Origin of the sequence: Vibrio sp. La 4.2.2, from assembly GCF_027586995.1 — a bacterium.
Taxonomy (GTDB): Bacteria; Pseudomonadota; Gammaproteobacteria; order Enterobacterales; family Vibrionaceae; genus Vibrio; species Vibrio mediterranei.
Map to the genome: position 1 here is coordinate 249938 of NZ_JAPPTJ010000004.1, position 13117 is coordinate 263054.

Below are 13117 nucleotides of genomic sequence, written 5' to 3' on the forward strand. Positions count from 1 at the left end.
GAATCATGTCTGCACTTTATACAACTTCTGCTACTGCTCTTGCTGGACGCAACGGTCAAGTGACTACAGATGACGGTCTATTAGATCTTGCATTGTCATATCCTAAAGCACTTGGCGGCACGGGAACGGCGACTAACCCAGAACAGCTTTTTGCTGCTGGTTATTCAGCGTGTTTTTCGAACGCAATCCTTCATGTTGCTCAGCAGCAGAAGCTTGGCCTAAAAGCAGCGCCAACAAAGGCAACGGTTGCATTAAAAGCAAACGAACAAGGCGGATTTGTTTTAGATGTTGCGCTTGATGTGACATTAGATATGGAAGACGCTGCAGCTATTGAACTGGTTCGTGTTGCACACCAAGTATGCCCATATTCAAACGCTCTACGAGGCAATGTCGATGTTGCAGTTACTGCAAACGGTCAAGCTATCTAAAAAATTCTAGAGGGTGCATCGCGCCCTCTTCGCTTTTCCCCTCAAAAATGACCTAGCTTACGTGTTGTAACCACTTTATTTACCTATCGAAATTTTTAACTTTCATCCCTTTCACTTTGTCGATTTTGTCGACATAAAGCTAATGAAAAGCGATCCCGATCAAGAAAAATCGCAAAATTCACAGAAAAGTAATAGCCGACTCGAAAAACTTATTTTATAATGCGAATTAATGTTTCAGAACAAACTAAATTCTATTATTAGGGGATCAACATGAGACTTATTCCATTACAAAACGCAGAACAAGTAGGTAAGTGGGCAGCACGCCATATCGCAGAGCGTATCAATGCATTCCAACCAACTGCTGAAAAACCATTTGTTCTAGGTTTGCCAACTGGTGGAACACCTCTTTCTACATACAAAGAGCTGATCGCACTATACAACGCTGGTGAAGTAAGCTTCAAAAACGTTGTTACTTTCAACATGGATGAGTACGTTGGTATCGACCCTGAGCACCCAGAATCTTACCGTTCGTTCATGTACAACAACTTCTTCAATCATGTAGACATCCAAGAAGAGAACATCAACCTTCTTGACGGTCTTGCTGATGACATCGATGCTCACTGTGCTGCGTACGAAGAAAAGATTCGTTCATACGGCAAGATCAACCTATTCATGGGTGGTGTGGGTATTGATGGTCATATCGCATTCAATGAGCCAGGTTCTTCTCTAGCATCTCGTACTCGTATCAAAACTCTGACAGAAGATACTCGTATCGCTAACTCTCGTTTCTTCGATAACGATATCAATCAAGTACCTAAGTACGCACTAACTATCGGTGTGGCGACTCTTCTAGATGCTGAAGAAGTAATGATCCTAACTCTAGGTCACAACAAAGCACTTGCTCTACAAATGGCAGTTGAAGGTTCTGTAAATCACATGTGGACAGTGACAGCACTTCAAATGCACCGCAAAGCGATCATCGTTGCTGACGATGCAGCTCAGCAAGAGCTTAAAGTGAAGACTGTTCGCTACTTCAACGAACTTGAAGTTGAGAACATCAAAGGTCTATAAACCAACTTTTTGAACAAGGGTAATGGAACTTTTTAGTTACCCTTTGTTCTAAAAAGACGTCACTTGCAACAAAAAGTGACTAGCAATGGAGTGCTAACGTATTCCAAAGCTCCGTATAAGTCGGGCTTATATGCCAAGCTAAGCCCGACTATCTCTTCTTCCCCTTCTTTCCTACTTAATCCGTTTTTTTGATTTCTAAACCATCGACTACAACTTTTATTGCATCCTTTCATTGAGTTAACCCGAGTAACCTCAAGTGACAACAGACTGCGCTTGAAAACGATCGTCACGATTGAGAAACTGTGTCGACCTATCCGAATATAGCCAAACCAATGACTCCACAACAATTACTCAAATCCCTTTTTGGTTATGATGAGTTCCGTCATCAGCAAGAGTCCATCATCAACACTCTTATATCAGGAAACGATGTACTGACCTTAATGCCTACTGGAGGCGGTAAATCGATCTGTTATCAGATCCCTGCCATTTTGCGGCAAGGGGTTGGGATTGTTGTGTCACCACTCATTGCTTTGATGCAAGACCAAGTCGATGCCCTTCATCAGATAGGTGTAAAAGCCGCATATTTAAACTCAACTTTAACGCCCTATGATCAGCAGATTGTCGAACAACAGCTAAGATCTGGCGATATCGATATTTTGTATGTAGCTCCAGAACGACTGATGCTGGAGCGAACGCTTGGTCTGCTAGAGCAGTGCCATTTATCGTTATTTGCCATTGATGAAGCACACTGCGTTAGCCAATGGGGACACGACTTTCGTCCTGAATACCAAAAGCTAGATGTCCTAAAGCAGCGCTTTCCTTCTGTTCCACGAATAGCACTTACCGCGACTGCGGATAGTCGGACACAGCAAGAAATTATCGAACAGCTGGCCTTGGAGAACGCCGAGGTCTTTGTTCACAGTTTTGATAGACCAAACATTCAATACCACGTCTCAGACCTTAGTAATGCCAAGCAAGAACTCTGGTCATTTATCCAAGCTCATCATCCAGAAGATGCAGGTATTATCTATTGCTTGTCCCGAAAAAAGGTGGAAGAAACAGCTCAATGGCTCAATGAGTTAGGTAAAGTTGCCCTCCCTTATCATGCGGGTATGTCTGCGGATCAGCGAGCGTTGAATCAACAAAGGTTCTTACGAGAAGATGGCATCATCATAGTTGCCACGATTGCGTTTGGTATGGGGATTGATAAGCCTAATGTACGTTTTGTTGGACACTTAAGTCTTCCGAAGAGCATCGAAGCCTATTATCAAGAAACAGGACGTGCCGGACGTGATGGTCAGCCAGCCAATGCCTGGATGGCATTTGGCATGCAAGATATGGTATTACAACGCCAAATGGTGCAAAACTCCGACGCTTCGGAGCAATTCAAATTTACTTCCATTCAAAAACTCAATGCACTGCTGGGCTACTGCGACCTTGCTACTTGTCGACGCCAAGCACTCTTGGCTTATTTTGGAGAATCCCTGGAACAGCCGTGCGGTAACTGTGATAACTGCCTTACACCACCCGAGACTTGGGATGGACTCAAAGCGACTCAAAAAGCACTTTCTACCGTGTTTCGTACCGAGCAACGCTTTGGTGCCAGCTATTTAATTAATATTCTACTTGGCAAGTCAGACCAAAGAATTGAACAGAACCAGCACCATAACGTCTCTACGTTCGGTATCGGCACCGAATTAAATGCGAAACAATGGCAAGGCGTATTTCGTCAATTGCTTGCAATGAACCTGCTAGAGGTACATGGCGACCATGGCAGCCTCCGCTTGACCGAACATTGTCGACCATACTTAAAAGGTGAAGCCCCCATCCAATTACGAAAGCTTCGTAGTTCTAATTCAAAAGCTCGCTCTAGTACTAAAGGTCGCCGTACTGGACTTTCAACAGGAGACATCAAACAGTTTGATGTATTAAAACAGGTGCGCTCATCCTTAGCGACAGAGCAACAAGTTCCGGCCTATATCATTTGTAGCGACGCAACACTAGAAGCGCTATCGATTGAGAGACCTCAACAACTTGACGAGCTGCATCAAATCTCAGGGTTTGGCGAGACTAAAATCAGTAAATATGGTCAGCGCTTTATTGATGCTATCGAACCCAAAACAGAGCAAGAAATCGTCTTAAATGAGACTGAGCTTGAGTCACTAACACGACTTCAACAAGGATTGGCGCCTGAACAGATTGCGACTGAGCGTAATATTAAACCAGCAACGGTATTGGCCCATTTAGCCAAAGCGATAGAAATCAATGCCTGCCGACTCGAACAGGTAGTCGATATTAGTGAGGCAGAGTTTGATACCATCACAACAGCGGCAATTAGCTTAAATACATTACAAGATTTCAAACTCAAGCCGCTCTATGAGCACCTAGAGCAGAACTACGACTATGCAGTTTTGAAGTGCGTCGTAGCAAAAATCTCATCAAACGCAAAAAATTCTGTGAAATAAAAATGAAAAATCAGTTTTCAAGTTTGCCATTCGCTTTACCACTTTAGTCTAATGTTCCAATCGGAGTGGTGAATATATGATCAAACTGTTTCTACATCATTATGTAGCCAACGATCCTTAAGATTTTTGTATTGGGAGACTCAGCCCTCCCGAGTTTACTATTACTATCTTTCACACCGAGACTATGTTCTCGGTGTTTTTTTATCTGTCATTTTTCCACCCGACGTTCAAAACCCTTTATCGCAAGATAAAAAAAACCGCGCTATAAAGCGCGGCACCTTGGGCTCGGTTTAATTGGGGGTGTATCTTTTATAGTTGATTGTTTAGTGTTGGGTTGCTTTTAGCTTCAAACGCATCGCATGAAGAACAGGTTCCGTGTAACCATTAGGTTGTGCACAGCCTTCAAATACAAGCTGGCATGCGGCTGAAAACGCAATGCTACTTTCAAAATCAGGCGCCATATTTTTGTAGTTAGGGTCACCTGCATTTTGCTCATCAACAACCGCCGCCATACGCTTCATGGTTTTCATAACCTGCGCCTCATCACAGATGCCGTGACGTAGCCAGTTGGCGATATGTTGACTAGAGATACGTAGTGTCGCTCTATCTTCCATCAGGCCAATATCATTGATATCAGGTACTTTAGAGCAACCAACACCTTGGTCAATCCAGCGTACAACATAACCTAAGATACCTTGCGTATTGTTATCTAACTCGCTTTGAATGTCTTTCGCCGTCAACTTTTGATTGCCTAGTAATGGAATCGTCAAGATATCATCTACATTCGCTCGAACCCGCTCGCGTAATTCTTTTTGGCGGCTAGGCACACTCACTTTATGGTAGTGCAGCGCATGGAGTGTTGCTGCTGTTGGTGACGGAACCCAAGCGGTATTAGCACCAGCTAGCGGGTGACCAATTTTAGCTTCCATCATCTTGGCCATATTATCAGGCTCAGGCCACATCCCTTTACCAATTTGCGCTTTACCTTGCAATCCACAGGCAAGACCAAGGTCGACGTTTTGATCTTCGTATGCACCAATCCAAGTCATACTCTTCAGCTGTGCTTTAGGAGCGAAGGGACCAGCTTCCATACTGGTATGAATTTCATCACCAGTTCGGTCTAAGAACCCAGTGTTAATAAACACCACACGATCTTTCGCAGCGCGGATACACTCTTTCAAGTTAACCGATGTACGGCGTTCTTCATCCATGATGCCAACTTTGATGGTGTATCTCTCTAAACCGAGGGCATCTTCAATACGACCAAACAGCTCATTGGTAAATGCTACCTCTTCAGGGCCGTGCATCTTAGGCTTAACGATATTAATACTGTTAGCGGTTGAGTTTTGATACTTGCTGTTACCTTTTAAGTCATGCATTGCAATTAACGATGTAATCATGCCATCCATAATACCTTCAGGCACTTCATTACCTTGCGCATCAATAATGGCCGGGTTCGTCATCAAATGACCCACATTTCGTATAAACAACATACTGCGGCCTTTGAGCGAAATTTCTCCGCCAGACACGCTAGTATAATGGCGGTCAGGATTAAGACTACGAACAATGGTTTTACCATTTTTCTCAAGCGATTCTTGTAGATCGCCTTTCATCAGCCCTAACCAGTTTCGATAGGCAAGCGCTTTGTCTTCACCATCCACTGCAGCTACTGAATCTTCGCAATCCATAATTGTAGTAAGTGCCGCTTCTACCAGCACGTCCTTAATACCCGCAGCATCAACACTTCCAATAGGAGCTGTCGGATCGATTTGAATCTCAATATGCAGATTATTATGCTTCAACAAGATGCAAGATGGTGCGCTTGCATCCCCTTGGTATCCAATGAACTGATCACTGTCGATCAACGTAACTTCCTCACCGTTTTCCAACGTTGCGGTTAACGTATTGCCGATACTGACGTTGCTGATACTGTATTTAGTCACGTCTTTATGAGAAACACCATTTAGCGGTGCTGCTTCATCAAGAAACTCTCGGGCATAAGCCACCACTTTTGCTCCACGAACCGGATTAAAGCTTCCACCTTTCTCTGCACCATCATTTTCACTGATGACGTCTGTTCCATAAAGCGCGTCGTAAAGACTTCCCCAACGAGCATTAGCAGCATTCAAGGCAAAGCGAGCATTCATAATAGGAACAACCAACTGAGGACCTGCTTGCGTCGCAATCTCAGGTTCAACACTGGCAGTGGTGACTTGGAAGTCATTGCCTTCTGGTACTAGGTAACCAATCTCTTGTAGGAACTGTTTGTATTCTGCTGCATCTATTGCATGCCCTGTCCGCTCTTGGTGCCAAGCGTCAATCTGATGCTGTAGATCATCACGCTTAATTAACAGCGCGCGGTTTTTAGGCGCTAAGTCTTTAAGAATGGACTCAAAAGATTGCCAAAAGTCGTCAGCATTAATGCCAGTGCCTGGCATCACCTGTTCATTAACTAATTGGTAGAGGGTGCTATCAATGTTCAAGCTTCCCTGTTGAATACGATTGCTCATAAAATCTCTCTCGAATTAATCGATGACTATTCAATAAATTTACGTAACAGACGAAAATTTAGCTAATTTATGCCATTTATAGTGAACATTCACATAATAAATATCAAAATTCACTACTCTGTTACACCACTTTCTAACTCGTTTGCCACACTCTTAATCAAGCGTCTCATCCATTGGTGATCCGGATTACTTTGCAGAAGTGGGCTCCAGGCCATCTTCACTTCAAAAGGCTCAATCGCAAATGGTGCTGGCTTTATCAGAAGCTTAGGATTATGACGCTGAAGCTGCGCCGCTTTGGTTGGAATGGTAAGGATCAAGTTTTTCTGTTGGGCAAATAGGATGGCCGACAAATAGTGTCGAGTGAACACCGTAATGTTGCGGGTCTTACCAATACGCATCAGCGCTTCATCAATCCAACCAAGCTTTTGCGCTTCACTTGGATTAATCCCAACCCCAGTCCCCATCCCGGTTTTACTCACCCAAATGTGTTGCGCTTTCAAATACGACAACAAGTCAAAATTATCTGCAATCGGGTTATCGCAACTGAATAAGCATGAGAACCCGTCATGCCATAAGCTCATTTGGTGGAAAGACTGAGGAATATCATCAAAGCGGTTGATGATGATATCCACCGTTCCTTGCTCTACATCTTGGTAGCTAACATCACTAGGCGTCATGATATCTAGACGGATTTTCGGCGCTATTTCACTTAGCCGTTTAAGCAAAGGTTGGATGATGGTGGATTCCGCATAGTCACTTGCCATGATGCGGAACACGCGTTCACTGTCATCAGCATGGAATTCCGTGGTCGGCTGTAGTGTCTTTTCAACGTTTGCCAAGATATTGCGAATCACTGGTTGCAGCTTTTGTGCACGCTCTGTCGGTATCATTCCCTCGCTCGTTCTAACCAACAACGGATCTTCAAACAGATCACGTAATCGGCGCAAACCATTACTCATTGCGGGTTGGGTAATGCCCAACTGATTTGCTGCTCTGGTGACATTTCTTTCCCGTAGCAACATGTCTAAATACACAAGCAAATTAAGGTCAATACGAGCAATATTCATATAAAAAATACCGAATATAATAACTATAAATTAACAAAATTATCACACATGCGGCTACGATTTGTCCATAACAACAAATTAAACGGGTCGTCCCATCTGAAACATGAAGCCCTCGGAGAAAGATGACTAAGCCATTTGGCCAATAATATCCAACGTGAAACTAAGGAATAGTTATGTCGCAAATCACTCAAGATATCGAAATGATAGAAGTTGCAAAACGCGCTGCTGGTGCTCCATGGGATGCTATTAATCCAGAATCTGCTGCTCGCATGCGTGCTCAAAACAAATTCAAAACGGGTCTAGATATCGCGCAATACACAGCAGATATTATGCGTGCTGATATGGCGGCCTACGATGAAGACAGCTCTAAGTACACTCAATCATTGGGTTGCTGGCATGGTTTCATCGGCCAACAAAAACTGATTTCTATTAAAAAGCACTTCGGTGGTAAAACCGACCGTCGCTACCTTTATCTTTCAGGTTGGATGGTTGCAGCACTTCGTTCAGAGTTTGGTCCACTGCCTGACCAATCAATGCACGAGAAAACGTCGGTTGCTGGTTTAGTAGAAGAGCTATACACATTCCTACGTCAAGCCGATGCTCGTGAGCTGGGTGGTTTATTCCGTGCTCTAGATGCTGCTCGTGAAGCGGGTGATGTGGATCTACAAGATTCTATTCAAGACCAAATCGATAATCACGTAACGCACGTTGTACCTATCATCGCGGATATCGATGCTGGCTTTGGTAACGCAGAAGCAACTTATCTAATGGCGAAACAGATGATCGAAGCTGGTGCTTGTTGTCTTCAAATCGAAAACCAAGTAGCGGATGAGAAACAATGTGGTCACCAAGACGGTAAAGTAACGGTACCCCACGCTGATTTCCATGCCAAACTTCGTGCACTACGTTACGCTTTCCTTGAGCTAGGTATCGATAACGGTGTTATCGTTGCACGTACTGACTCACAAGGTGCTGGCCTAACAAAAGAAATCGCAGTAGTTAAAGAGCCAGGCGACCAAGGCGACATCTACAACTCTTACCTAGACGTGGAAGAGATCGATGTAGCAGATATGAAGCAAGGCGACGTTTGTTTCAACCGTGAAGGTAAGCTGGTACGTCCTAAGCGTCTACCTTCAGGTCTATATCAATTCCGTCAAGGCACTGGTGAAGACCGTTGCGTATTTGACTGTATCGAGGCGATTAATGCTGGTGCCGACCTACTGTGGATTGAAACTGAGAAACCACATATTGGTCAAATCAAAGAGATGATGGACGGCGTACGTGAAGTTCACCCGAACGCTAAGCTAGTTTATAACAACTCACCATCATTCAACTGGACACTTAACTTCCGTCAGCAAGCTTATGATGCAATGGTTGAAGCAGGTGAAGATGTATCAGCATACGAGCGCGCTAACCTAATGAGCGCTGAGTACGACGAAACTGAACTGTCTAAGCGTGCTGATGAAAAGATTCGCACTTTCCAAGCGGATGCCTCTCGTGAAGCGGGGATCTTCCACCACCTAATCACGCTACCAACATACCACACTGCTGCATTGTCAACTGACAACCTAGCGAAAGAGTACTTCGGTGAGCAAGGCATGTTGGGCTACGTAGCCAATGTTCAACGTAAAGAAATCCGTCAAGGTATTGCCTGTGTGAAACACCAAAACATGTCTGGTTCAGACATCGGTGATGACCACAAAGAATACTTTGCAGGTGAAAATGCGTTGAAAGCAGCCGGTGAACTGAATACTTCTCACCAGTTCGACTAATTAAGGTGGCGATTTGCTCTCTACACACTCATGAGAGTAAATAGATAACACACCTAGAGAGTGAGAATTGCGCCCCAAGACGCAGTCTCACTCTCCACTTCTGTTAGACTAAATTCATTCATGTTTGTTGAGAATGCCTATGACTACAGTTCCTTCCTATCTTCAAGATGCTAAAGAGTTGCTATCCCAAGATGGCTTTGCAACCAGTGATGTTTGGTACCACGGCACCTCATCGGCGCTACTAAGTTCAATCCAAGGACAAGGGCTTAAGCGCTCCGGCGACAAAGCTCTTAACCAAGCCGCGAAAAAGACCATGGCAACGATAGGTAACAATTACACCGAATCTGTCGAGCCTGTTTTTCTGACTCAAAGTAAAGAATTGGCTTATTATTGGGCGCAGCAAACCGTTCGAGACCGCAGCGTTCGTTTTGAAGGTGAAGAAGAACCTATTGTCCTTGCGGTGAATTTATCAGAAAAACAACGTGCCAAAGTAAAGCCCGATGTGGGGGCGATGAGCCTACTAATGATGAGCGTAGGTGAGCGGTTTATGGCGCACTTAGCGCAGATTTATCAAAGCAACAATATTGAAGGTCCCGATATTGACCTGCGAACCGCGGATAGAATGGATTACTTAAATAAGCTCGGCATGGCCTATATCGATCAAGACGTCAGCCTTGCTTGTGTTAGCGTTGTTTCTGAAACATAACGTCTGCTAGTTTTCCCCCAAGATTTCGAAACCGAGATATCAAATCTCGGTTTCTTTCATTCAACGAACATAGATTTCGCCTTACATTCGCTTGTGGCCTGATGTATTAAGCCCATCACCTTCATGAATCACATTGCCATTGATGGTTATCGAGTCTGGACAGGTCAACGTTTTGCCCCATTTAAGCTCTACGGGCTCTTCGGTACTGCCTTTATAAAGGCAGGTTTTTACTTTTGTGCTGACCACATTCCTAACCAATACTTCCGCTTCACCAACATACTCACCATGTCGCGGCGTTTGCTCGTTAGCAAATGAGAATGATGAAAGTGAAAGAAGGACCGAAGCCAATATGATTTGAGTAAGTTTGCTCATGGTAATTCCCCTTGACGTTAATCGTTAGCGAATAGCCGAATACTCCTTTACTCTGCTCATGTCGAATACTATAAGGTGTTTTTTTGACCAATAAAAAACACGTACCATCAGGCAAACTGATACATTTTCATAAGTCGTTGTTTCTTTGCATTGAGAACAACGAACTATCATCACATCTCATATGTAGTCAAAGATTAAAAGAGAATTGCATATAGGAGAGACAACTTAAACCGTTCAGTGAATTTTAAACTTCACGATCAACTCACAATCATTTGTCGTTTGCATGTTAGCTATATGATTTGCAACCTTTGGATTCGGATGACGTTTAAGAAATTCGACCAATGCAGACTTACAACACCCCAACGAAGAGATAAAACGATCACAACTAGTGCGCGGGCATTGGGGTAACAAGGTCATCACTTCTTCTGAAGCTAGTTGTAAGTACTTCAGTTCATACTCACTGTCTCCTTGTGCACGCCAAAAGTCAGCAAGGTTATGGCAGGACATCACTTTAACTGCCAGCAGATCTTCCAACTCTTCAAGGTCTGATGTATCAAATTTCATCTGCTGTGATTCAGACAGCGCGATTTGGTAATGGGCGACCGCTGCCATCAACTCCCCTTGTTTCTCCGCTTCGTCGGCTAACAGTGTATGTCTTTCCCATTTTTTCATATCCATCGGTCTAACCTTCAACTCTCCTTACCAAGAAATTAGATGATATTGATTATCATTTAAATATCAACCGTAACTTTGTTATGGATTAGTCATCACACAGACCACCATTGAAATTTCTGTTGCATTCTTCATTCGATAACGATTATCATTTGCAATGTTATAACATAACAATTAGAGGTATTATGAAACCGAATATTCATCCAAACTATCGTCAGGTTATTTTTCACGATACGAGCGTAGACAAGTACTTTATCGTTGGCTCAACGCTGGAAACAGACCGAACTATCGAGTGGAAGGATGGTAAAACCTATCCGTATATGACTATTGAAGTGTCATCGGAATCACATCCTTATTACACAGGAAAACAAAGAGTTATTCATAAAGAAGGACGAGTAGCTAATTTCAATCGCCGCTTCGGCCATGTCGCTACCAACAAGTAAGGAACACAAATGAAGGTACTTAGCTCACTCAAAAGTGCTAAACAGCGCCACCATGATTGCCAAGTCGTTAAGCGCCGCGGTCGTATTTATGTAATATGCAAATCCAACCCAAGATTTAAAGCGGTTCAAGGAAAAGTGAAGAAGAAAGCCTGACTGCAAGTTATCGGTAATAAAAAGGGCAATGAATGATGACTTCACTGCCCTTTTTTGTATATTTGCTCGTTCTTTTACATTGAAGAAAGTCCCGCTTTCATAAGGCTAAAGAGTGTTTTTGTAAACGACACCATCCTTCATGATGGTTTTTTGTCTATCGCAATTCATAACACAATCTACGCCATTGAGCGGGTTACCATCGATAATCAATAGATCCGCGTAAGCCCCTTCAACGATCTGACCCAGTTTCCCCTGCGGGTATGGGTGCTGGTACGTTGACATCTCAAACAAGCGCCCACAGTTTGAAGTTGCCATACGCAGCGCTGTTATCGTATCGAACGTTTGCTCGATAGCCGCCAACTCATTAAGTTGAGTCGCGTGCACATCTTTCTCACCCACACAATCGGTACCGAATGCCAAGTTTTGGATGTCATATTTCTTAATAAGCTCAGCGGAGTGAAACATCGCTTTACCAACTCGCTCAGTTTTGCGATAAGTTTCTTCATTTGGCAGCGGTATTTTTCGCTCTGCAATTAAGGACGACGTGAAGTATGACGGGATAACCCAAATCCCCTTTTCTTTGATAGTTTGTGCGATATCGTCATCCATGATTGTCGCATGTTCAAAAGACATGACTCCCGCTTCAGCAGCTCGGCGCATCGCATCTGCGGTATGAATGTGCGCCGCTACGTAGGTTCCATAATCAGAGGCCGCCTCAACAGCCGCTTTCATTTCATCCAACGTGTACTGCAATGTATCTAGTGGATCGAATGTTGAGGAAGCACCACCACCGGCCATAATCTTGATTTGAGAGGCGCCCATAAACAACTGCTCGCGTACTGCTTTTAATACTTCAGCACGGCCATCCGCGACTTTCATCGCTCCCAGCTTCATCATCGGTGAATCTTCGTGGTCACCTTTGCGTTCTTGAGCTCGGTTTTGGCGGTAGTCAGAATGACCACTCGTTTGAGAAATAGCCGCCATAGACGGCAAAATGCGAGGTCCTAATGCGTAACCATTATCGATACTGGTTTTGAGTCCAAGCGTATTACCAGCCACGTCACGAATGGTGGTGAACCCACGCATTAGCATCTCTTCGGAAATCTTGGCCGAACGAATCGCCACTTCCTCACGTGTCATGGTATCAATAACATTAAACGGCGCAGAGAGAGTAATATGTACATGGGCATCAATCAGACCAGGCATAACTGTGCCACCCTTCGCATCAATAACTTCATCAGCAACTGAAAGATCGATATCACCAATCTCTACTATCAAATTGTCTTCTATGAGAATCGACACATTCTCTATCAGCTTGTCATCGACACCGTTAAATACATTTGTATTGATAATCACTTTTTTCATGATGGCTTCCTCTAGAACACTATTAAGTTGATGGAGGCATCATAGACAAAGCGAAGGTTAGTGAATTGCCATTTGGCGACATAACTGTTGATT

Annotated in this window: 12 protein-coding genes; 7 read left to right on the plus strand and 5 right to left on the minus strand. The window is 43.8% G+C overall.

Annotation, left to right across the window (positions count from 1 at the left end; genetic code table 11):
* Positions 1-5: 5 nt before the first annotated feature.
* From OH456_RS10555 to recQ, 3 genes are all read left to right on the plus strand, one after another.
* Positions 6-428 carry an organic hydroperoxide resistance protein gene (locus tag OH456_RS10555; protein ID WP_031493924.1) on the plus strand — a complete coding sequence of 141 codons (423 nt, stop codon included), beginning with the start codon at positions 6-8 and terminating at the stop codon, positions 426-428.
* Between the two features lie 270 nt (positions 429-698).
* A complete protein-coding gene (gene nagB / locus OH456_RS10560; RefSeq protein WP_031493925.1) occupies positions 699-1499 on the plus strand; it encodes a glucosamine-6-phosphate deaminase in 801 nt (266 codons plus the stop codon).
* A 332-nt stretch (positions 1500-1831) separates the two neighbouring features.
* On the plus strand, positions 1832-3964 hold the full coding sequence (gene recQ, locus OH456_RS10565; protein ID WP_270033431.1) for a DNA helicase RecQ: 2133 nt from the start codon (positions 1832-1834) through the stop codon (positions 3962-3964).
* 323 nt (positions 3965-4287) lie between these two features.
* Here recQ and OH456_RS10570 read toward each other — a convergent pair whose 3' ends face one another.
* Positions 4288-6474 (minus strand): malate synthase G, encoded by a 2187-nt coding sequence (locus tag OH456_RS10570; protein WP_270033432.1) that lies wholly within the window; start codon positions 6472-6474, stop codon positions 4288-4290.
* Between the two features lie 113 nt (positions 6475-6587).
* Positions 6588-7541: a LysR family transcriptional regulator gene (locus OH456_RS10575; protein ID WP_038222008.1), complete on the minus strand. Its 954-nt coding sequence runs from the start codon at positions 7539-7541 to the stop codon at positions 6588-6590.
* Positions 7542-7714: 173 nt separating this feature from the next.
* On the opposite strand from OH456_RS10575, the gene OH456_RS10580 reads away from it, so the two are divergent.
* Together OH456_RS10580 and OH456_RS10585 are read left to right on the plus strand one after the other, a co-directional pair.
* Positions 7715-9313 (plus strand): isocitrate lyase, encoded by a 1599-nt coding sequence (locus tag OH456_RS10580; RefSeq protein ID WP_006070353.1) that lies wholly within the window; start codon positions 7715-7717, stop codon positions 9311-9313.
* 139 nt (positions 9314-9452) lie between these two features.
* On the plus strand, positions 9453-10019 hold the full coding sequence (locus OH456_RS10585; RefSeq protein WP_270033433.1) for a hypothetical protein: 567 nt from the start codon (positions 9453-9455) through the stop codon (positions 10017-10019).
* Between the two features lie 81 nt (positions 10020-10100).
* On the opposite strand, the gene OH456_RS10590 is transcribed toward OH456_RS10585, so the two are convergent.
* Together OH456_RS10590 and OH456_RS10595 are read right to left on the minus strand one after the other, a co-directional pair.
* Positions 10101-10391 carry a hypothetical protein gene (locus tag OH456_RS10590; RefSeq protein ID WP_006070351.1) on the minus strand — a complete coding sequence of 97 codons (291 nt, stop codon included), beginning with the start codon at positions 10389-10391 and terminating at the stop codon, positions 10101-10103.
* Positions 10392-10625: 234 nt separating this feature from the next.
* Complete coding sequence (locus tag OH456_RS10595) at positions 10626-11069, minus strand: DUF2753 family protein (protein WP_124941471.1); 444 nt, start codon at positions 11067-11069, stop codon at positions 10626-10628.
* A 179-nt stretch (positions 11070-11248) separates the two neighbouring features.
* Between OH456_RS10595 and OH456_RS10600 the strand changes: the two genes are divergently transcribed.
* Positions 11249-11506, plus strand: a complete 258-nt coding sequence (locus OH456_RS10600; protein ID WP_006070349.1) for a type B 50S ribosomal protein L31 — start codon at positions 11249-11251, stop codon at positions 11504-11506.
* Between the two features lie 9 nt (positions 11507-11515).
* A complete protein-coding gene (ykgO, locus tag OH456_RS10605; protein ID WP_006070348.1) occupies positions 11516-11659 on the plus strand; it encodes a type B 50S ribosomal protein L36 in 144 nt (47 codons plus the stop codon).
* Positions 11660-11764: 105 nt separating this feature from the next.
* Here ykgO and OH456_RS10610 read toward each other — a convergent pair whose 3' ends face one another.
* Positions 11765-13024, minus strand: a complete 1260-nt coding sequence (locus OH456_RS10610) for a metal-dependent hydrolase family protein (RefSeq protein WP_270033434.1) — start codon at positions 13022-13024, stop codon at positions 11765-11767.
* Positions 13025-13117 lie beyond the last annotated feature (93 nt).